The 19031-nt window shown below is 71.5% G+C and carries 20 protein-coding genes, 2 pseudogenes and 1 riboswitch; of the genes and pseudogenes, 12 read left to right on the top strand and 10 right to left on the bottom strand.

The window, feature by feature from the left end:
• The first annotated feature begins 1 nt into the window (after nucleotide 1).
• Nucleotides 2–466: a glutaredoxin domain-containing protein gene (locus AB0K08_RS04785; RefSeq protein WP_363352202.1), complete on the top strand. Its 465-nt coding sequence runs from the start codon at nucleotides 2–4 to the stop codon at nucleotides 464–466.
• Nucleotides 467–716: 250 nt separating this feature from the next.
• On the opposite strand, the gene AB0K08_RS04780 is transcribed toward AB0K08_RS04785, so the two are convergent.
• From AB0K08_RS04780 to arsB, 4 genes and pseudogenes are all read right to left on the bottom strand, one after another.
• Nucleotides 717–2156 (bottom strand): FAD-dependent oxidoreductase, encoded by a 1440-nt coding sequence (locus AB0K08_RS04780; RefSeq protein ID WP_363352200.1) that lies wholly within the window; start codon nucleotides 2154–2156, stop codon nucleotides 717–719.
• On the bottom strand, nucleotides 2149–2580 hold the full coding sequence (locus AB0K08_RS04775) for an arsenate reductase ArsC (protein WP_363352571.1): 432 nt from the start codon (nucleotides 2578–2580) through the stop codon (nucleotides 2149–2151). The genes AB0K08_RS04780 and AB0K08_RS04775 overlap by 8 nt, the downstream gene beginning before the upstream one ends.
• 153 nt (nucleotides 2581–2733) lie before the next feature.
• Nucleotides 2734–3012, bottom strand: a pseudogene (locus AB0K08_RS04770) (low molecular weight phosphatase family protein); the annotation flags it as partial.
• Between the two features lie 36 nt (nucleotides 3013–3048).
• Entirely contained in the window at nucleotides 3049–4113 is a 1065-nt protein-coding gene (gene arsB / locus AB0K08_RS04765) for an ACR3 family arsenite efflux transporter (RefSeq protein ID WP_363352570.1), read from the bottom strand.
• Between the two features lie 145 nt (nucleotides 4114–4258).
• Between arsB and AB0K08_RS04760 the strand changes: the two genes are divergently transcribed.
• The 4 genes and pseudogenes from AB0K08_RS04760 (at nucleotide 4259) to AB0K08_RS04745 (ending at nucleotide 6629) form a co-directional block, all read left to right on the top strand.
• Nucleotides 4259–4633 carry a metalloregulator ArsR/SmtB family transcription factor gene (locus tag AB0K08_RS04760; protein ID WP_363352198.1) on the top strand — a complete coding sequence of 125 codons (375 nt, stop codon included), beginning with the start codon at nucleotides 4259–4261 and terminating at the stop codon, nucleotides 4631–4633.
• 79 nt (nucleotides 4634–4712) lie between these two features.
• Nucleotides 4713–5045: a metalloregulator ArsR/SmtB family transcription factor gene (locus tag AB0K08_RS04755; RefSeq protein WP_363352196.1), complete on the top strand. Its 333-nt coding sequence runs from the start codon at nucleotides 4713–4715 to the stop codon at nucleotides 5043–5045.
• A pseudogene (locus AB0K08_RS04750) lies at nucleotides 5042–5687 on the top strand (cation transporter). The gene AB0K08_RS04755 and the pseudogene AB0K08_RS04750 overlap by 4 nt, the downstream one beginning before the upstream one ends.
• A gap of 66 nt (nucleotides 5688–5753) precedes the next feature.
• A complete protein-coding gene (locus AB0K08_RS04745; RefSeq protein ID WP_363352194.1) occupies nucleotides 5754–6629 on the top strand; it encodes an SDR family oxidoreductase in 876 nt (291 codons plus the stop codon).
• Nucleotides 6630–6681: 52 nt separating this feature from the next.
• On the opposite strand, the gene AB0K08_RS04740 is transcribed toward AB0K08_RS04745, so the two are convergent.
• The gene (locus tag AB0K08_RS04740; RefSeq protein WP_363352192.1) at nucleotides 6682–6918 is read right to left on the bottom strand and encodes a hypothetical protein; all 237 of its coding nucleotides are present in this window, start codon (nucleotides 6916–6918) and stop codon (nucleotides 6682–6684) included.
• 131 nt (nucleotides 6919–7049) lie between these two features.
• Here AB0K08_RS04740 and AB0K08_RS04735 point away from each other — a divergent pair, with 131 nt between their 5' ends.
• The 5 genes from AB0K08_RS04735 (at nucleotide 7050) to AB0K08_RS04715 (ending at nucleotide 12089) form a co-directional block, all read left to right on the top strand.
• Nucleotides 7050–7637, top strand: a complete 588-nt coding sequence (locus AB0K08_RS04735) for an N-acetyltransferase (protein ID WP_363352190.1) — start codon at nucleotides 7050–7052, stop codon at nucleotides 7635–7637.
• Between the two features lie 83 nt (nucleotides 7638–7720).
• Nucleotides 7721–8017 (top strand): Asp-tRNA(Asn)/Glu-tRNA(Gln) amidotransferase subunit GatC, encoded by a 297-nt coding sequence (gatC, locus tag AB0K08_RS04730; RefSeq protein ID WP_363352188.1) that lies wholly within the window; start codon nucleotides 7721–7723, stop codon nucleotides 8015–8017.
• 51 nt (nucleotides 8018–8068) lie between these two features.
• Nucleotides 8069–9625 carry an Asp-tRNA(Asn)/Glu-tRNA(Gln) amidotransferase subunit GatA gene (gene gatA, locus AB0K08_RS04725; RefSeq protein ID WP_363352569.1) on the top strand — a complete coding sequence of 519 codons (1557 nt, stop codon included), beginning with the start codon at nucleotides 8069–8071 and terminating at the stop codon, nucleotides 9623–9625.
• Nucleotides 9625–11139, top strand: coding sequence for an Asp-tRNA(Asn)/Glu-tRNA(Gln) amidotransferase subunit GatB (gene gatB / locus AB0K08_RS04720; RefSeq protein ID WP_363352186.1), 1515 nt, complete (start codon nucleotides 9625–9627; stop codon nucleotides 11137–11139). The genes gatA and gatB overlap by 1 nt, the downstream gene beginning before the upstream one ends.
• A 5-nt stretch (nucleotides 11140–11144) precedes the next feature.
• Nucleotides 11145–12089, top strand: coding sequence for a phosphotransferase (locus AB0K08_RS04715; protein ID WP_363352184.1), 945 nt, complete (start codon nucleotides 11145–11147; stop codon nucleotides 12087–12089).
• A gap of 56 nt (nucleotides 12090–12145) precedes the next feature.
• Here AB0K08_RS04715 and AB0K08_RS04710 read toward each other — a convergent pair whose 3' ends face one another.
• From AB0K08_RS04710 to AB0K08_RS04695, 4 genes are all read right to left on the bottom strand, one after another.
• On the bottom strand, nucleotides 12146–13522 hold the full coding sequence (locus AB0K08_RS04710) for an MFS transporter (RefSeq protein WP_363352182.1): 1377 nt from the start codon (nucleotides 13520–13522) through the stop codon (nucleotides 12146–12148).
• Nucleotides 13515–13979 carry a MarR family transcriptional regulator gene (locus AB0K08_RS04705; RefSeq protein ID WP_363352180.1) on the bottom strand — a complete coding sequence of 155 codons (465 nt, stop codon included), beginning with the start codon at nucleotides 13977–13979 and terminating at the stop codon, nucleotides 13515–13517. Before AB0K08_RS04705 ends, AB0K08_RS04710 begins: the two co-directional genes overlap by 8 nt.
• 110 nt (nucleotides 13980–14089) lie before the next feature.
• Nucleotides 14090–14512 carry an AFG1/ZapE family ATPase gene (gene zapE, locus AB0K08_RS04700; protein WP_363352178.1) on the bottom strand — a complete coding sequence of 141 codons (423 nt, stop codon included), beginning with the start codon at nucleotides 14510–14512 and terminating at the stop codon, nucleotides 14090–14092.
• Between the two features lie 36 nt (nucleotides 14513–14548).
• Nucleotides 14549–15649, bottom strand: coding sequence for a phosphotransferase (locus tag AB0K08_RS04695; protein ID WP_363352176.1), 1101 nt, complete (start codon nucleotides 15647–15649; stop codon nucleotides 14549–14551).
• A 61-nt stretch (nucleotides 15650–15710) separates the two neighbouring features.
• Here AB0K08_RS04695 and AB0K08_RS04690 point away from each other — a divergent pair, with 61 nt between their 5' ends.
• Nucleotides 15711–16604 (top strand): CPBP family intramembrane glutamic endopeptidase, encoded by an 894-nt coding sequence (locus AB0K08_RS04690; protein WP_363352174.1) that lies wholly within the window; start codon nucleotides 15711–15713, stop codon nucleotides 16602–16604.
• A gap of 7 nt (nucleotides 16605–16611) precedes the next feature.
• On the opposite strand, the gene AB0K08_RS04685 is transcribed toward AB0K08_RS04690, so the two are convergent.
• Nucleotides 16612–17268, bottom strand: a complete 657-nt coding sequence (locus tag AB0K08_RS04685; protein ID WP_363352172.1) for a VOC family protein — start codon at nucleotides 17266–17268, stop codon at nucleotides 16612–16614.
• A gap of 204 nt (nucleotides 17269–17472) precedes the next feature.
• Nucleotides 17473–17587: riboswitch (SAM riboswitch) on the top strand.
• 74 nt (nucleotides 17588–17661) lie between these two features.
• On the opposite strand from AB0K08_RS04685, the gene AB0K08_RS04680 reads away from it, so the two are divergent.
• Nucleotides 17662–19020: a PLP-dependent transferase gene (locus AB0K08_RS04680; protein WP_363352170.1), complete on the top strand. Its 1359-nt coding sequence runs from the start codon at nucleotides 17662–17664 to the stop codon at nucleotides 19018–19020.
• Nucleotides 19021–19031: the final 11 nt, after the last annotated feature.

The following is a 19031-nucleotide window of genomic DNA, read 5'->3' as shown; positions in this document are numbered from 1 at the left end:
CATGCGCCAGCTGTTCGCCAAGCCGTGGTTCCTGCCCGCCGTGATGCTGGCGCTCGGGGCGCTGTTCGCCTACTGGGGACTGATCGGCCGGGGTCCGCTGAACTACGTGGCCGCGGCCATCCTGCTGTTCTTCGCCCTGCGCTTCGTCTCCACCACCCAGGTGCAGTCCCGCCCCGTCTCCGGGGTGGACGCGCACCTGGCCGCCGGGGGAGTGGTGGTGTACTGGCGCCCCGGCTGCCAGTTCTGCGCCCGACTCATCCGTGAGCTCGGCTCCGGCGGCCGGTCCGTGCCCTACTGGGTCAACATCTGGACCGACCCCGAGGCCGCCGCCAGCGTCCGGCAGTACCACCATGGCAACGAGACCGTGCCGACGGTGGTCACCTCAGACGGGCACTTCGTGGCCAAGGACGCCGAGTCCTACGACCGGGCGAAGGCCGCGATCGGGCGGGCTAGGCCGGTGGTGTGAGCGGTGCGCTGTTCCAAGCCCGGTGAACGATTGGCCCCTGGCCTCCGCGAAGTTGCCGGTATGGAGGCCGAAGTTGCCGCTCTGGAGCCTGTTGGGTGGGCTCAGTGTGGCCTGGGGGGACCAATCGTTGCGGGCGCCAGGCGCCAAGGTTTCGTTCCGAGCGGTTCAGCCGCTCGTCGCAGGACGTTGGTGTCCATGACGTCTGTGAGGCACAGGTTCATGGCTGGTCCTTAACTCGGCGGGATGGGACTCAACAACAGGTGGACTGGCTGGCGGGTAGGAGGGCGGACTGACCGACGGGCGGGACCGTCAGCAGAGTCACGGGCTGGGGCGCGGAGCAGCAGGCGTCTGCCGGTTCCGACGAGTCTGCCGGGGCATCGCAGGAACCGCCCAGGTCGGTGGAGCACACACCGGTCTCCGGCAGATCCAGCTGGACGTCGTCCGCCGCCGCGCGGTCCCCGGACAGAGCTGCCGCAATGGACCTGACCTGCTCGTAGCCGGTAGCCATGAGGAACGTCGGGGCCCGGCCGTAGCTCTTCATCCCCACGATGTAGAAGCCGGGTTCGGGGTGCGCCAGTACGCGCTCGCCGTGCGGTTCCACGGAGCCGCAGGAGTGGAACTCCGGATCGATCAGCGGACCCAGCTGCCGGGGTGCCTCCACGGCCGGGTCCAGGTCCAGGCGCAGCTCGGAGAGTGGCCCGAGGTCCGGGCGGAACCCGGTGGCCGGGACCACGAGGTCCACCGTCAGGACCTGATCCCGGGACGGGATGCGTGCGTGGACCTCCACATGGCCGGATCGGGTGGTGAGGCCGGTGATGGTGAAGGAAGGGTGCACCGCGATGGCCCCGGAATCCACGAGCCGGCGCAGTCGCGTGCCCAGGGTCCCGCGGGCGGCCAGCTCGTCGCGGTCCTCGCCACCGTAGACCTTCGCGACGTCGGCCGAGCGGATGGCCCAGGAGATCCTGGTGCCCGGGGCGTCCTCGGCGAGGGATGCCAGGTCCAGCAGGGTGTTGGCCGCGGAGTGACCGGCGCCGACCACCAACACGTGCCGGCCGGCAAATCGCTGGCGCTCCCGGCCGGTGACGTCCGGGAGTGGATCGGTGATGTATCCGGCGGCCCGGGCCACAGCCTCACCGGGTGCTTCCAGCCCGGCCCTGCCCAGGGGATTGGGGGTGCACCAGGTGCCGGACGCATCGATCACGGCACGGGCCAGCTGGTCCTCTACAGTGCCGTCCGCCCGACGGATGCGGACCAGGAACGGGGTCTGCTCGCGACCGGCGGTGCGGGTCTTGTCCAGTCCGGACCGGGACACGGCGACCACGCGGGTGCCGGTGCGGATCCGGCCGGTCAGGGCCTCGGTGGCGGACAGGGGCTCGAGGTACCGCTCCGTCAGCTCGGCGCCGGTCGGCAGGTCCTGCGGGTCCGGGGAGGCCCATCCGGCGGCCTCGAGCAGCCGTCGGGCGGCCGTGTCGATGTTGTACTCCCACGGGGAGAACAGGCGGGTGTGGCCCCAGGCGCGCACCGAGGCACCGACGTCGGGCCCCTCCTCGAGGACGAGCGGCACCAGGCTGCGCTCCACCAGATGGGCGGCGGCGGCCAGCCCCACCGGGCCGGCACCGATGACGACGACCGGCAGCCCGGCCAGGACGGTTTCCGGGGTGGCGTTGCCCGGGGTGGTGGTCTCAGGCACGGTCGTCTCCTCGGTCGTGGGCGGGCAGCAACTCGGAGATGAGCTGCTCGATGCGGGCCTTGATGTCGTCGCGGATGGGTCGGACGGCGTCCAGCCCCTGGCCGGCGGGGTCATCGAGTTTCCAGTCCTCGTAGCGCTTGCCCGGGAAGAACGGGCAGGCATCGCCGCAGCCCATGGTGATGACCACGTCGGAGTCCTTCACGGCCTGGTCGGAGAGCACCTTGGGCCGGTTGGCGCTGATGTCGATGCCCTCCTCGGCCATGGCCGCCACGGCTGCTGGGTTGACGGTGTCGGCAGGTTCGGAGCCGGCCGAGCGGACCTCGATGCGGCCCCCGGCCAGGTGGGCCAGGTATGCGGCGGCCATCTGGGAGCGGCCGGCATTGTGGACGCAGACGAACAGCACCGAGGGCTTCTGGGCGTCGATGGTGTCCGGGGACAGTTCGGAGAGCAGCCCCCGGACGCGGGCGTCGATGTCATCCCGGACCAGGCGCATCCGCTCGATGCCCTCGATCCCGCGGGTGGAGGACTCGTCGGTGTGCCAGGTGTCGATGGTGCCGGTCATGCCCTCGACGGACTCGACCTGGGCCTGCTCGCCGAGGAGGATCACCCGGTCCACCCGGCGCAACAGTTCCGGGTCGAGTGGCCGGGGGTGACCGCCGGACATGTCCGCGCCGACCTCGGCGATGACCTCGGCAGACAGCGGATTGAGCTGCGAGCCGGGGTGGGTGCCTGCCGAGTGGACCTCGACGGCACCGGCGGCATGGTGTTCCATCAGGGCCGCGGCCATCTGGGACTTGCCGCCGTTCTTCGAGCAGATGAAGAGGACGGAGGCTCTGGGGTGGTGTTCAGCGTTCACGGGGAGCCGATCTGTAGTGGACAAGGCCGGGGCGGATCAGGAGTCGACGGCGGAGGCGCGCGGGTCCGGGACGGTCGGGTCCCCGGGGAAGAGCCGGCGGCCGGCCCAGAGGCAGACGTAGATGAGGCCGACGAGCACCGGGACCTCGATGAGCGGGCCGACCACGCCGGCCAGGGCCTGGCCGGAGGTGACGCCGAAGGTGCCGATGGCCACGGCGATGGCGAGCTCGAAGTTGTTGCCGGCGGCGGTGAAGGCCACGGTGGTGGACTTGGCGTAGTTCAGGCCCACGGCCTTGGAGGCCAACAGTGCGATGCCGAACATCAGCACGAAGTAGGCCAGCAGCGGCAGCGCGATCCGGGCCACGTCCCAGGGGTTGGAAGTGATGGCCTCGCCCTGCAGGGCGAAGAGCAGCACGATGGTGAACAACAGCCCGTACAGGGCCCACGGCCCGATCTTGGGCAGGAACGCCTGCTCGTACCAGGTGCGGCCCTTGGCCTTCTCCCCGAAGTGACGGGTCAGGAACCCGGCCAGCAGGGGGACCCCCAGGAACACCAGGACACTGAGCACGATCGCCCACACCGAGAAGTCGGCGGACGTGGTGGGCAGGCCGAGCCAGGAGGGGAGCACCTGGAGGTAGAACCAGCCCAGGGCGCCGAAGGCGATGACCTGGAAGACGGAGTTGACGGCCACCAGCACGGCGGCGGCCTCCCGGTCGCCGCAGGCCAGATCGTTCCAGATGAACACCATGGCGATGCACCGGGCCAGGCCGACGATGATCAGCCCAGTGCGGTACTCGGGCAGGTCCGGCAGCAGCAGCCAGGCCAGGGCGAACATCAGCGCCGGACCGACGACCCAGTTCAGCACCAGGGACGTGATCATCAGCCACTTGTCCCCGGCGATCCGGTGGGTCTCGTCGTAGCGGACCTTGGCCAGCACCGGGTACATCATCACCAGCAGCCCGATCGCGATCGGCAGGGACACCTCCCCGATCTTCACCGCCTCCAGGGCGGTGTCCAGCCCGGGGATGAACCGGCCCAGCGCCAGACCGGCGGCCATGGCCAGCAGAATCCAGGCGGGGAGCCAGCGGTCGAGGAAGGACATCTCCCGCGCCACGGGGCGGCCGTGGTGGACAGGCGCGAGGGTGGTGGGGCTGGGAGAACTCACGGACGACCCGCTTTCATATCGATCGATGTCGAAGTGAACACTAGCGGGACATATCGATGAACGTCAATGTAAGATGGGGCGCATGGCCACCACTACGCTGCCCCTCCTCGATGACACCGAGCGCCGCCGTCGATCCGGGGTCGCCGTCGAATGCTGCCCGCTGTCGGAAGGGCCGATCTCCGCGGGCGATGCCGAACGGACCGCCGGCATGTTCAAGGCGCTGGCGGAGCCGGTGCGCCTACGTCTCCTGTCCCATGTGGTCGCCCAGGGCTGCGACTCCGTTTGCGCCTGTGACCTCACCGGAGAGATGGGCATCAGTCAGTCCACCGTCAGTCACCACATGAAGAAGCTGGTCGATGCCGGCCTGCTGACTCGGGAGCAACGCGGCAAGTGGGCCCATTACACGGTGGTCCCGGAAGCGTTCCGCGAACTGCGCGGGCTACTCGACATCGGTTGACCGGTCACCATGGCCCGGCGCCGGATGCTGATGCCCCGGAGGGCGGTCGTCAGTTCAGCAAAATGTGTACTATTCAGGCATGACCTCGGTGACCTCCGCCCATTCCACGGCGCTGGCCCAACTGGGCCACGCACTGTCCGACGGCACCCGCACGCGGATCCTGCTCGCCCTGCGCGACGGTGCGGCCCGACCCTCGGACCTGGCCGAGCAGCTCGGGGTGTCCCGGCAGTCCATGTCCAACCAGCTGGCCTGCCTGCGCGGCTGCGGTCTGGTGCAGGGCGCGGCTGAGGGGCGCAGCACCTGGTACACCCTGAGCAGTCCGCGCATCGGATCCGCCCTGGGGGACCTGTTGGAGCTGGTGGTGCACGTCGACCCGGACTGCTGTTCCCCACAGGGCTGCGCCTGCCGATGAGCGTGCCCCCGCAGGCTCCACGCCCGATCGCCGAGGAACGGCGGAACGTGCTGCACCGCCCGCGTCCGGTGGATCGTGGCCGCCACCATCAGCTACAACGTCATCGAGGCCGTCATCGCCCTGACAGCCGGGCACGCGGCCTCTTCCTCCGCGCTGGTCGGCTTCGGCCTCGATTCCATGGTCGAGGTGCTCTCCGCGGCCGCCGTGGCCTGGCAGTTCGCCGCCCCGGATCCGCACCGCCGTGAGCGGGTCGCCCTCCGGTTGATCGCGGTCTCCTTCTTCGGATTGGCGGCGTTCGTGTCCTTCGACGCCGTTCGCGTCCTGCTCGGCGCGGCGGAGCCGGACCACTCCCCGGTCGGCATCACACTCGCCGCCGTCAGCCTGGCCGTCATGCCGGTCCTGTCCTGGATCGAGCGCCGCATCGGCCGGGAGCTCGTCTCCGCCTCCGTGGTGGCCGATTCCCGGCAGACCCTGATCTGTTCCTATCTCTCCGCCGTGCTGCTGATCGGCCTGCTGCTGAACAGCCTCCTCGGGTGGGCCTGGGCCGACCCGGTGGCTGCTCTGCTCATCGCCGCCTTCGCCATCCGGGAGGGCCTCGAGGCCTGGCGCGGGGACGCCTGTTGCACGCCGGTCTCCGTCTAGACGGGGGATCCGGAGAAGGGGCGGGCAGACCGGGACGGCCCGTGTTGTGGGTCCTAAGGTGAGTCCATGACCACCCCCTCCACCGCGCCTGCCCCTTCCACCGCGCCCATCGCCGTCACCGGGGCCACCGGCCAACTCGGCGGGCGGGTCGCGCGCCTGCTCGCCGAGGCGAATCTGCCGCTGCGCCTGCTGGTCCGAGAGCCGGGCCGGGCCCCCCAGCTTCCGAACGCCACCGTCCACCGGGCCCCCTATGCGGAGGCCGACGCGGTCACCGAGGCGCTGGCCGGCGTCGAGATCGTGTTCATGGTCTCCGCTTCCGAGTCCGAGGACCGGGAGGCCGAGCACGAGGAATTCGTGGCGGCAGCCGCGAATGCCGGGGTACGGCACGTGGTCTACACCTCCTTCCTCGGGGCCAGCCCGGAGGCCACCTTCACCTTGGCCCGGACGCATGCGGACACGGAAGTGGACCTGGCGGCCTCGGGAATGGGATACACCTTCCTGCAGGACAGCTTCTACATGGCGATGGCCCGTGGCGTGGCCGGTCCGGACGGCGTCATCCGCGGGCCGGCCGGGATGGGGCGGTGTGCCTTCGTGGCCCACCGGGACATCGCCCGCACGGCCGCCCACATCCTGCGTGACCCCACGCCGCATCAGGGGCGCGCCTACCGGTTGACCGGCCCCGAGGCCCTGACCTTCGAGGACGTCGCCCGGACCATCACCGAGGTCGAGGGGCGCCCGGTGCGTTTCCAGGACGAGACCGTGGAAGAGGCCTACGAGTCCCGGAAGGCCTGGAACCCGCCGCCCTGGCAGGCCGACGCCTGGGTCTCCACCTACACGGCCATCGCCGCGGGAGAGCTGGACGTGGTCAGCGGGGACATCGAGCAGGTGACCGGGACGGCTCCGGTGGACTTCAGGACGTTCCTGCGGACCCGACGCGGCTGAGGCCGGGGACCTGACCCGGCGGCTGACCCGGGCCCTCAGGTACCACGTGTCGTCAGGACCCTCGGGCGATCCGGGGCAGTGCGGCCGGGGGCTCGGTGCCCTGCGCCTCGTAGCCCTTCAGGAGGCGCTGGGCCCGTTCCCGGCGCAACTGGGCGCTAGGATCCAGGGAGCCCTGCCGGCTGGCAGAGCCGGTGACGAAGGTGACCATGTAGGCCAGTCGCCAGCGCAGCCGGTAGCCGAGGCCCAGGCCGGTGTTGTCGGAGGTCACGGAGTAGGCCTTGCCGGTCATGATGCTCGCTCTCGCAGTGTCCTCGCCGCGGCGCCGAGGGGCCCGAGCGGTCAGAATCGTTGGTGTGCTGTCCAAGTTACCCGAGGCGGAAACCGGGGGTGGGTTTCCCGGGACGGCGTAGGATCTCTGCCGTGCCGCACAACGATCCCCACGACCTCCCAGACTGGCCTGAGCCGTCCTCCCGCGTGGAGGGCGTCACCGTCCGAGATGCGCGGGAGGCGGACCACGCGGCCATCGCCCACCTCACGGTGACCTCCTATGTGGACGGCGGCCACATCGACCCGGCGGACGAATACCTCGAGCACCTGGCCGACGTCGCCACCCGGGCTCGCCACGCCAGGGTGCTGGTGGGTGAGGTGGGCACCCGGGAGGGGGCCGTCGTCGCCGGTTCCGTGGTGTTGACGCTGCCGGGGATGCCGATGTCCGAGACCGCGCGCGAGGGTGAGCTGGAGTTCCGGATGCTCGCCGTGGACCCGGGCGTCCAGCGCCGTGGGGTGGCCCGCGCCCTGGTGCGCGCCGCGATCGATCGCGCCGAGCAGCTTCAGGGGATCGGCGCCGTGGTGCTCACCACCATGGAGACCATGACCGGGGCACACCGGCTCTACGAGTCCGAGGGCTTCGTGCGGCTCCCCGAGCGGGACTGGCGCCTCTCGGACATCGGCCAGGCGCCCACGGACGGGGACGACCAGCTGTACTGGGTCTACCGGCGTACGGTCTGAGCCCGTCCTGATCCGGTGGGCACCGGCCGCCGCACTAGACTGGGTGACCGAACCATCCATCCCGCCTCAACCGCAGGAGATTCATGTCCGCCATCACCCGTGAGGACGTCGCGCACCTGGCGCGACTGGCCCACATCCGGATGGACGAGAACGAACTGGCCACCATGGCCGGGGAACTCGACGTCATCATGGATGCCATCGCCTCCGTCAGCGAAGTCGCCGGCCAGGACGTGCCGCCCACGTCCCACCCGATCCCGCTGAAGAACGTGTTCCGCGAGGACGTGCCCACCGGCATGCTGACGCAGGAACAGGCGCTGGCCATGGCACCGGACGCCGAGGACGGCCAGTTCAAGGTCCCCGCGATTCTGGACGGGGAGTGATCGGACGTGGCTGAGCAGCACAACGCACTGATCCGGCTGACCGCCCTGCAGATGGCCGAACGGCTCCGTGCCGGTGAGGTCACCTCGGTTGAGCTGACCCAGGCGCATCTGGACCGCATCGCCGCCGTGGACGGTGCAGCCGACGGCTCCGTCCCGGAGGGCAGCCGCGGTGTCCACGCCTTCCTGCACGTCAACACGGAGGAGGCGCTCGCCGTCGCCGCCGAGGTGGATGCCGTCCGCGCCGCCGGTGGCCCGGAGGCGGAGGCCCTGCACCCGCTGGCAGGCGTGCCGATCGCGGTGAAGGACCTCATCGTCACCGTGGGGCAGCCCACCACCGCCGCCTCGAAGATGCTTGAGGGCTGGATGAGCCCCTACGACGCCACCGTGGTGGAGCGGATCCGTGCGGCCCGGCTGCCGATCCTGGGCAAGACCAACCTGGACGAGTTCGCCATGGGCTCCTCCACCGAGCACTCGGCCTTCGGGGACACCCGCAACCCCTGGGACCTGGACCGGACTCCCGGCGGCTCCGGCGGCGGCTCCGCCGCGGCCGTGGCGGCCTTCATGGCGCCGCTGGCCCTGGGCACGGACACCGGCGGCTCCATCCGCCAGCCCGGCGCGGTCACCGGCACCGTGGGCGCCAAGCCGACCTACGGCGCCGTGTCCCGCTACGGCGTCATCGCCATGGCCTCCTCCCTGGACCAGGTGGGCCCCGTGACCCGCACTGTGGCGGACGCCGCGGCCCTGCAGGAGCTCATCGGCGGCCATGACCCCAAGGACTCCACCTCGCTGCCCGAGCCCTTGGAGGGGCTGCTGGAGGCCGCCCGCAACGGCGAGCTGAACGGTCTGCGCATCGGCATCATCGCCGAGCTGGAGGGCGAGGGCTTCCAGGAGGGCGTGCTGGCACGCTTTCAGGAGTCGGTGCAGGTGCTGAAGGAGGCCGGGGCCGAGGTCAGCGAGGTCTCCTGCCCGCACCTCGGCTACGCGCTGGGCGCCTACTACCTGATCATGCCCTCGGAGGTCTCCTCCAACCTCGCCAAGTTCGACGGCGTGCGGTACGGCAACCGGGTGGTCCCGGACGGCGGCGGCACCATCGAGCAGGTCATGGGCGCCACCCGTGCGGCCGGCTTCGGTGACGAGGTCAAGCGCCGCATCATCCTGGGTACCTACGCGCTCTCGGCGGGCTACTACGACGCCTACTACGGCTCGGCGCAGAAGGTCCGCACCCTGATCCAGCGCGACTTCGCGGCGGCGTTCGAACAGGTGGACGTGCTGATCTCGCCGACCTCCCCGGTCACGGCCTTCGCGCTGGGGGAGAAGCTGGACGACCCGGTGGCGATGTACAACAACGACATCGCCACGATCCCCGCCAACCTGGCCGGCATCCCCGGCATCTCCGTGCCCGCCGGACTGTCCGGCGGCCTGCCCGTGGGCATCCAGTTCCTGGCCCCGGCCCGCGGCGACGCCACCATGTACCGCGCCGCCGCCGCCCTGGAGACCCGGCTCGAGGAGAACTGGGGCTCCCCGTTCTGGGCCCAGGCCCCCGAGCTGGACGCCGCGTCGACCGCGGCAACCCCTGCACCCGCCACTACCGCTGGAGGAGAGAACTGATGGCCGCCGTCACCGACGAGGTGCTCACGTTCGACGAGGCCATGGCCGCCTACGAGCCGGTGCTCGGCTTCGAGGTCCACGTGGAGCTCAACACGAAGACCAAGATGTTCTCCTCGGCACCCAACGGCTTCGGCGCCGAGCCGAACACGTCCGTCACGCCGGTGGACCTCGGCCTGCCGGGCGTGCTGCCCGTGGTCAACGGGACCGCTGTCGACTATTCCATCAAGCTCGGCCTGGCGCTGAACTGCCAGATCGCGGAGGTCTGCGGCTTCGCCCGGAAGAACTACTTCTACCCGGATACCCCGAAGAACTTCCAGACCTCCCAGTACGACGACCCGATCGCCTACGACGGTTGGCTGGACGTGGAGCTGGAGGACGGGACGGTCTTCCGGGTGGAGATCGAGCGTGCCCACATGGAGGAGGACGCCGGCAAGCTGACCCACCAGGGCGGGGCCTCGGGCCGCATCCAGGACGCCGCCTCCTCCCTGGTGGACTACAACCGCGCCGGCGTGCCGCTGGTGGAGATCGTCACCAAGCCGATCACCGGCGCCGGTGAGCGCGCGCCGGAGCTGGCCAGGGCCTATGTCACGCAGATCCGGGACATCGTCAAGAACCTCGGCATCTCGGACGCCCGGATGGAGCGCGGCAACGTCCGCTGCGATGCCAACGTCTCCCTGATGCCCCGGGGCGCCACGGTGTTCGGCACCCGCACCGAGACCAAGAACGTCAACTCCACCCGGGCAGTGGCCCACGCGGTGACGTTCGAGATCCAGCGCCAGGCCGCCGTGCTGCAGGCCGGGGGCTCCATCACCCAGGAGACCCGCCACTGGCAGGAGGCCACCCGCACCACGACCTCCGGCCGGCCGAAGTCGGATGCGGACGACTACCGGTACTTCCCGGAGCCGGACCTCGTGCCGATCCACACCGACGCCGAGTGGATCGAGCGCCTGCGCGCGGAGCTGCCCGAGCCGCCGGCCGAGCGCCGCAAGCGCCTGAAGGCGGACTGGGGCTTCTCGGACGAGGAGTTCCGGGACGTCGTCAACGCCGGCGTGCTGGACGAGATCGCCGCGACCATCGAGGCCGGTGCCTCGGCCGCCGCCGCACGCAAGTGGTGGATGGGCGAGATCGCCCGCCTGGCCAACCTCGCCGAGAAGGACATCGCCGAGCTGGGGGTCACCCCCGCCGACGTGGTGGAGGTCGAGGCGCTGATCGCCGCCAAGACGATCAATGACAAGATCGCCAAGCAGGTCCTCGGTTTCGTGGCCGAGGGGGAGGGCTCCCCGTCGGCCATCGTCGAGGCCCGCTCCCTGGCCGTGGTCTCGGACGACGGCGCCCTGAATACCGCGGTCGACGCCGCGATCGCCGAGAACCCCGGTGTGGTGGACAAGATCAAGGCCGGCAAGCTGCAGGCCATCGGCGCCCTGATCGGCCCGGTCATGAAGGCCACTCGCGGCCAGGCCGATGCCGCGCGCGTCCGCGAAATTGTCATGGAGCGCCTCGGCGTCACCGAGTAACCGCCGTGCCGCAGCAGCGCCGCGCGGAGGAACCCGTCATCACGGACGGGCTCCTGCGCGCGCTGCTGCGGGCCCAGCACCCGGATCTGGCCGGGTTGCCCCTGGGGGAGTGCGTGCAGGGCTGGGACAACACCGTGGCCCGTCTGGGGGAGCACCTCGCCCTGCGCCTGCCCCGGCACGCGGTGGGCCAGGCGCTGCTGGACCGTGAGGTGGAGTGGCTGCCGGTCCTCGCCTCCCTGACGGGTGGGCCGGGTGCCGGCCCCGGCGCCCCCTGGATCCCGACGCCGGCCCGCACCGGGGTGCCCGGAGCCGGGTACCCGTTCCGCTGGGCGGTCGTCCCCTGGGTCCACGGGCGCCCCGCCGTCCACGCCCCCGGGGAGGCACGGGACGCCTACGCGGCGGACCTGGCCCATACCCTGCGCAGCCTGCACCGGCCGGCCGTGACCGGTGCCCCCGACCCCACCCTCCGGGGGACCTCGATCGTCGACCTCGCCGACCGATTCCACGCGCGCCTGGGCGACCTCGCCGGTGACCTGGGGGAGGCCCGACGCCGGCGACTCACCGCGGTCTTCAACGCCGCCCTGGGTGCCCCACCCCACTCCGGTCCGCGGCTCTGGCTCCACGGCGACCCCCACCCGAACAACACGATCCTCTCCCCGGCCGGCCCGGTGCTCGTGGACTACGGTGACCTGTGCGCCGGCGACACGGCCTCGGATCTGGGGGCCGCGTTGACTCACTTCACCCCCGCCGGGCGGGAGGTCTTCCGCCGGGCCTACGATGCGGGGGAGCCCGCGGAGACCGCCAGCGCCGGCCGGTCCGCCCGGTGGACCCGCGCCGCCGCATGGTCCGCGTACTTCGCCCTGGTCTTCGCCGCTCAGCCGGAGCTGGATCTGCTGCGGCCGGTGGGGCGGGAGTTGCTCTTCGCCCCCGCGGACGGCTTCCCTGCCTGAGCCGCTCCCTGCCTGACCCGTTCCCTACCTGACCCGTTCCCTACCTGACCCGTTCCCTACCTGACCCGGCGCACCACGGCGTGGGCGACCAGGGCCAGGCAGACGCCCAGGCAGAGGATGGCGCCGAGGCCGAAGGTGCCGGTGATACCCGCGTCGGTGGTCTGGCCGGCGGGATCGGCGGTCACGGCGAGGATCGCGGCCGAGGCCGCGGTGCCGAAGGAACTGCCGATCGTCCGCAGCACCTGGTTGAAGCTGACGGAGCTGCCCAGTCCCTCCGCGGCCACGTTCCGTGCGATCAGGGCGGGCATGGCCGCGTAGCTGGAGCCGATGCCCAGGCCGAACACGAACATCCCGAGCAGCAGCTCCCACAGTTCGCTGTGCGCGAGCCAGAGCAGGGTTCCGGAGGCGGCCGTCAGCCCCGCCCCGACCGGCAGCAGCGCCGTGAGCGGGACCCGCCGGGAGAGCCGGCGGACGAGGCGGTTGGCCAGGAAGCTGCCGACGGACAGGGGCAGCATGACGAACCCGGCCCAGAAGACGGGCATGGACAACCCGAATCCGGTGTCGGCCGGGGCCTGGGCCACGAGGCTGGAGACCGAGAGGCCGATGTAGATGGCGGCGCCCAGGCCGATCGCCGAGCCGTTGGCCAACAGGACCTCCCCATGGGCGAAGACGCGCAGGTTGATCAAGGGGTGGCGGGTGCGCAGGGACCAGCGGACCCACACCGCCAGCAGCCCGACCGCCACCACCAGGACGCCGACCGTCCAGGGTGACGCCCAACCCCACGTGGGACCCTCGCTGATGCCCAGCAGCAGGCTCCCGAGGCCCGTCCCCAACAGGACAGCACCGGTCAGGTCGAAGGGGGCCCGGGCCGTCTCGCCGTCCGGCCGGCCGGGCACCGCCAGGGCGACCACCGCCAGGGCCGTGACCACGAAGAGCGCGGCGAACCAGAAGGCGAACCGGTAGTCCAGGGCTCCGGCGATGATCCCGGTCAGCGGGTAGCCGACGCCGAGCCCGGTGGCGACCGTCACGGACAGGCTGGAGATCGCGGACGGGACCCTGGGGGCGGGCAGGCACCGGCGCGCCAGGGCGATGGTCACCGGCACGATGCCGTAGGTCAGCCCCTGGAGGGCCCGCCCGATGAGGAAGACCGTGAAGTTCGGTGCCACCGCAGCCACCACGGAGCCGAGCAGGATGACCGACAGGGAGAGCAGCAGGAGCCGCTTCTGGCGCGGCCCGTCGCTGAGCCGGCCCATGACCGGGGTCGCGACGGCCCCCACTAGGAGGTTGACCGTCAGCATCCACTGGGCCGTGCTGACGGACACGTGCATGGCCTCGGCGATCGAGGGCACCAGCAGCATGCCCAGGGAGCTGACCACGGCTGTGGAGAGGGCGGCATAGACCAGCGCCGGTTCCAGGCGCCGGGCCTCAGCCACGGGGCGGCTCGGCTTCAGGGGTGGCGGTGAGCTTGCGGAGCGCGGGGATGGCCTCGGTCAGGGCCCGGCGTTCGGCCGGCGTGAGGCGGTCCTGGATGACCCCGTAGAGCCAGGAGCGGCCGGCCAGGGCCTCCTCGGCGAGCCGGGCACGCCCGGCCTCGGTGGGGTGGATCCACGTCCGGCGCCGATCCGTCTCGTCCGGGATCCGCCGGACCAGGGCCAGGTCCTCGAGCTCCCGGGTGGCCAACGAGATCGCCTGGGGGCTGACCTGGACGGCTGCCGCCAGCTCTGCGGTGCTGGCCCGTCCGGTCTCGGCCACGTGCCGCAGGATGCCCACCTTGCCCGGGGAGAGGGTGCGTTCGGCGACGATCCGGCGCAGGATCGGCTGGAGGGCCTCCAGGAGTTCCGCGGTCGGCGCGGAGTCCGCGAGCGGGTCGGGGTGCGGGGCTTCGGTCATGCACCAACCTTACAAGCAACTTGATCAAGCTGCTTGCAGGGTTTGGGCATCGGCTACCTCACGCTCAGGTCCCGTTCAGGTGACCCGGAGGTGCCGTGGAGTTGCCGTGCCTACGGTGACCCGGAGGCTCGATCCGAGCCGACTCCGACGAGAGGTTGTGAGTGATGGCAGCGAAGGGCGTCCCCGACCAGGTGCTCCACCGCGTGGCCGATCCCGGACGCCGCCCCGGATACCGCGGGGTCGGCCCCGGCCCGCGCCGAGGCCATCACCTGGTTCACCTGGCCCAGCAGCGCGTGCATGTGCAACCGGATCTTCGGCACCTCGAGGGCGTTGAAGAACTCGCCGCCGATCCAGGTCTTGCCGCGTCCGACCCCACCGTGCAGGTACACCCCGCGGCCCACCCGCCCGGTCAGCAACCGCACGGTCTGCCGCTGGCCCGTGTCCAGCACCTTCCCCCCGGCCTGGAGCGCCTCCAGCAGCACGGCCTCCCGCAGCCGCGGCCACGGATCCCGGGGCCTGTGCAGCCCGCTCACCACCCCCACCACCCCCACCGCCCGCTCACGGTGCGCTCACCGGGTGGCCCCGGCTCGCCACGATGCCTCCGCGGCCACCGCCCGCTCGATCCGGGGCAGCACCTTGCGCAGCAGCTTCGCCCAATTCGGCGGGGCCTCGGGATGGCCCGGTGCCTCGCGCAGCGAGGCGTCGTAGACGGACTCGAGGGCCATCCAGCCCAGCCACACGCGGGCCCGCAACGCCTCGTCGGCACTCCGGGCGATCGCCTCCAGCTTCTCCTCGCCGTGCCACAGGGACAGATAGGCCGGGTTCAGGGCCGGGTCCCACACCGCGGCCAGGTCCCAGTCCAGGATCCCGGTCAGCTCCCAACGGCCCCCGCCGCCGTCTTCGCCGCCACCGCACCGCTGCCAGCGCATGTTGTGCCCGGCCAGATCACCGTGCACCAGGGACGGCGGCACCACGGGCCGCCGGGTCCACTCCGTCGCGGTGTCCGTCAGGGTGGCCACCGTGCCGGCCCACCGCTCGGCGGAGGCCGCCCCCTCACCGGTCCAGGCGGCCGGCCCGTAGGCGCGGACCAACTGGGTCGGCACCGACTGGACCTCCGCCACCTTCCGGGCCGTCCACGGCCCCCGGTAGGCGAACGGGGGACCGAGGTGCGGCGCCAGCGGTGCCGTCTGGATCCCCGCCAGCGTCCGGCACAGCCCGCGTAGGGTGGCCTCGTCGCCCTCGTGGGGCGGGTGCGGCTGGCCGGGCAGGAATTCCTGCACGACGGCGGCCGTCCCCTCCCGCGATCCCGCCGCCTCCCGCGGTCCCGCCACCTCCCCGGGCCTCACCGTGACTCCCGCCGTGACCACCTCCGTGAGGGGCACCGGCAGCGCGAACGGCAGGGCCGGCGTCGTGCCCAGGAGCTCGACCACCGCCATCCGGTCCGGCAGCAGCTGTGCGGCCTGCGCGGTGCGCGTGATCCGGACGGCGCCGGTGCCGGGCAGCACGAGTACCCGGTGGAACTGCCCGCCCTCGTCGATCGTGCCCGCGGACCAGTCCGCGGTGGCGAGCCGCCCCGGCAGTCCGGGGTCTGTCGCGACGGCGGAGGCCAGCGGGCGGGCGGCGGCCGCACGGGCGAGGGCGACGTCCTCGGGGCTCGGGGCGGAGGTCATGGATCCACGCTAGCGCGGTGGAACGGGCGTGCTGGCCAGTAGGGGTTCCTACACTGGTGCGGTGACCACCACCGCCCGGCCCTCCCGGCCCGCCCAGACCGTCCCGCCCTCGGCCCGCACCGTCCGCTGGGAGATCGTCATCGTGCTGGCCTTGTCCCTGGGCCGCTCGGCGGTGTACGCGATCGTCAACCTGATCGACAAGTGGACGCAGGCACCCCTGTCCGGGCAGACCACCACCCTGAACCCGGCGCTGGACGACCGGCAGCTCTTCGACCTGACCTATCAGCTGCTGGACATCGGTTTCGCCCTCGTGCCGGTACTGCTGGTCCTGCACCTGGTGTGGATCCGCGGGCGCAACCCGCTGCGGGCCTTCGGGCTGGACTTCCGGCGTCCGGGGCGGGACGCGGCGTGGGGGATCGGGTTGTTCCTCGCCATGGGCCTGGGCACGCTGGCCGTCTATGCCGCCGGCCGGGCTGCCGGGCTCACCACGGCGATCGTCGGCAACGCGCTGAACGAGTACTGGTGGACCACCCCGGTGCTGCTGCTCTCCGCGCTGCGCCACTCCCTGCTGGAGGAGGTGATCGTGGTGGCCTGGCTGTTCGACCGGCTGGGCTACCTGCAGCAGCTCCGGGCCGGGGTGCGACCCGGCTTGCCCGCCGGCACGTCCGTCCACCCGGCCCACGCACCCGGTGGGCTGCGCACCTGGGCGAGCGGCGCCGTCGTGCCTGTGAACCTGACCGCCGTGGTGATCGCCTGTGCCGTGCTGCGCGGCGCCTACCACCTGTACCAGGGGGTGGGGCCGGGCCTCGGCAACCTGCTGATGGGGTTGGTCTTCGGGGCCTTCTACCTCAGGTACCAGAGGGTGATGCCGCTGGTGGTGGCGCACTTCCTGCTGGACGCCGCAGGATTCGTGGCCTACCCGCTGCTGGCGGCCGCGGGCCTGTTCGGCACCTGAGGAGCCGTCAGAGCGTGACGGTGCCCTGGGGGGTCTCGAAGGTGACCTCGAGCAGACCCGGGGTGCCGGAGGGGGACTCGAAGACCACGTTGAGGTCCCCGACCTTCTCGTTCGGATCGTCCATCCCCAGCCAGTCGCGCACGCGGTCCCGGGAGCCGGCGATGGTGATCGAGGACAGCTCGGCCTGCGGCTCGGCGGCCTGGGAGGGGTGCAGCTCCTCGGTGCCGTCATCCCAGCGCAGCAGGTAGGGCACCTGCGGATCCGCGATGAGGCCCTTGATGCCGATCTGGCGCCAGGTCAGTTCGCGGCCGTCCGGGAACTTGCGGTTGCCGGGCACGGACTGGCGCTCCAGGCGCTCCTCGAACGGGGCGAGGTCGTCCACGGCCACGCACCAGCCCATCCAGCCGCCGCCCATCTGGGAGCGGGCGCGGACGGCCTGTCCGAACGGTGCCTTGTCCGAGGAGGGGTGGTCCAGGACCTCGACGACCTCGAGGTACTGGCGGTTGCGCAGCGGGAAGATCGCGTTGCGGGTGCCGAAGCGGGGGTGCACACCACCCTTGACCCGCTCGATGCCGAGAGCATCGGCCAGACGGGCCACCGTGGCGGCGAGGCCTTCTTCGGGTCCAACGGCGTACGAGACGTGATCCAAGCGCATCATGCGCATATCGTCGCACTTTTGTGGACCCCGGACCGGTTAGGTTAACCTCACTTGAAATGTGGTGCACCTCACAGGTCTCCGCGCGGTTTCGTCCCGCCTTCATCTCGGCTCCACCTCCGCTTCGCCTCCGTCCCGACTCTGTGTCCCTCTGCGACCCCCCTGCGGCGCCGGGGGATGAATCGTCCGGACCGATCTGGCACACTGGAGGCAGGTCATGAGTGCCAGCATCAAGCCCCGGCTTGCTGGCCGGCAACCCTCCAGCTCGCGGTGGGGTGCCCCGGGTGAGGACCAGGCGGGTGCCGACCGGCATCTGCAAGCGCGGGCCACCACGGCGCAGCGGGTTGACGGATCACGCCCGCTGGCACCCGCGGGTGGCCCTGGACTGACAGGAGCCGTCACTTGACTGACACCCCCACCACCCCGGCCACGGACTCCACCGATCCCGGCGCCTGGGGCTTCGAGACCCGGCAGATCCACGCCGGCATCCCCGAGGAGAACCCCTACGGCGCCACCGTGCTGCCGATCGTCCAGTCCAATTCCTTCGACTTCCCCTCCGCCGAGGTCGCCGCGGACCGGTTCGCCCTGAAGGATCTGGGTCCGATCTACACGCGCATCGGCAACCCCACCCAGGAGGCCGTGGAGGGCAAGATCGCCGCCCTCGAGGGCGGCGTGGGTGCCCTGCTGCTCGCCTCGGGCCAGTCCGCCACCACCTTCTCCATCCTCAACCTCGCCGGAGCCGGTGACCACGTGGTGGTCTCCGCCTCGCTCTACGGCGGCACCCAGAACCTCTTCAAGCACACCCTGGCCAAGATCGGGGTGACCACCACGTTCGTGCAGGATCCGGACAACCTGGAGGAATGGGCGGGGGCCGTGCAGGAGAACACCAAGGCCTTCTTCGCCGAGACCCTGGGCAACCCCCGCGGTGACGTGCTGGGCGTCCGCGCCGTGGCGGACGCCGCCCACGCCGCCGGCCTCCCGCTGATCGTGGACAACACCCTGGCCACCCCGTACCTGCTGCGCCCGATCGAGCACGGCGCGGACATCGTGGTGCACTCGGCCACCAAGTACCTCGGCGGCCACGCGGCCGCCATGGCCGGGGTGATCGTGGACGGCGGCACCTTCGACTTCGCCGCCCAGCCGGAGCGGTACCCGGGCTTCAACTCCCCGGACGAGTCCTACAACGGCCTCGTCTTCGCCCGCGACCTCGGGGTGGACGGCATCCTCGGCGCCAACCTCGCCTTCGTGCTGAAGGCCCGGGTGCAGCTGCTGCGGGACTTCGGCAGCGCCATCAGCCCGTTCAACGCGTTCCTGCTCAACCTGGGCCTGGAGACCCTGTCCCTGCGTATGGAGCGCCATGTCTCCAACGCCCGCCGGGTGGCCGAGTACCTGGACGGCCACGCCCTGGCCGAGTCCGTCATCTTCCCCGGACTGCCCTCCAGCCCCTGGCACGAGCGGGCGAAGCAGTATCTGCCGAAGGGTCCTGCCGGGTTCGTGTCCTTCGAGATCGTCGGCGGACGCGAGGCCGGGGCCCGGTTCGTGGACGCACTGAGCCTGCACCACCACGTGGCCAACATCGGGGACGTCCGCTCGCTGGTCATCCACCCCGCATCCACCACGCACTCCCAGCTCACCGAGGCCGAGCAGCGCGCCGCCGGCGTCACCCCGGGTCTGGTCCGGCTCTCCGTGGGCGTGGAGAGCATCGAGGACATCCTGGCCGACCTCGACTCCGGCTTCGCCGCAGCCGACGTGAGCGCCTAGGGACGGAGTCG

Source organism: Citricoccus sp. NPDC055426 (assembly GCF_040677445.1).
Lineage (GTDB): Bacteria > Actinomycetota > Actinomycetes > Actinomycetales > Micrococcaceae > Citricoccus.
This window is presented reverse-complemented; position numbering and strand designations above follow the sequence as displayed.

Coding starts and splice junctions, on each gene's coding strand:
- AB0K08_RS04785 (WP_363352202.1), top strand. CDS start 2: ATGCGCCAGCTGTTCGCCAAGCCGTGGTTCCTGCCCGCCGTGATGCTG.
- arsB (WP_363352570.1), bottom strand. CDS start 4,113: ATGTCCTTCCTCGACCGCTGGCTCCCCGCCTGGATTCTGCTGGCCATG.
- AB0K08_RS04760 (WP_363352198.1), top strand. CDS start 4,259: ATGGCCACCACTACGCTGCCCCTCCTCGATGACACCGAGCGCCGCCGT.
- AB0K08_RS04755 (WP_363352196.1), top strand. CDS start 4,713: ATGACCTCGGTGACCTCCGCCCATTCCACGGCGCTGGCCCAACTGGGC.
- AB0K08_RS04745 (WP_363352194.1), top strand. CDS start 5,754: ATGACCACCCCCTCCACCGCGCCTGCCCCTTCCACCGCGCCCATCGCC.
- AB0K08_RS04740 (WP_363352192.1), bottom strand. CDS start 6,918: ATGACCGGCAAGGCCTACTCCGTGACCTCCGACAACACCGGCCTGGGC.
- gatC (WP_363352188.1), top strand. CDS start 7,721: ATGTCCGCCATCACCCGTGAGGACGTCGCGCACCTGGCGCGACTGGCC.
- gatA (WP_363352569.1), top strand. CDS start 8,069: ATGGCCGAACGGCTCCGTGCCGGTGAGGTCACCTCGGTTGAGCTGACC.
- gatB (WP_363352186.1), top strand. CDS start 9,625: ATGGCCGCCGTCACCGACGAGGTGCTCACGTTCGACGAGGCCATGGCC.
- AB0K08_RS04705 (WP_363352180.1), bottom strand. CDS start 13,979: ATGACCGAAGCCCCGCACCCCGACCCGCTCGCGGACTCCGCGCCGACC.
- AB0K08_RS04695 (WP_363352176.1), bottom strand. CDS start 15,649: ATGACCTCCGCCCCGAGCCCCGAGGACGTCGCCCTCGCCCGTGCGGCC.
- AB0K08_RS04685 (WP_363352172.1), bottom strand. CDS start 17,268: ATGCGCATGATGCGCTTGGATCACGTCTCGTACGCCGTTGGACCCGAA.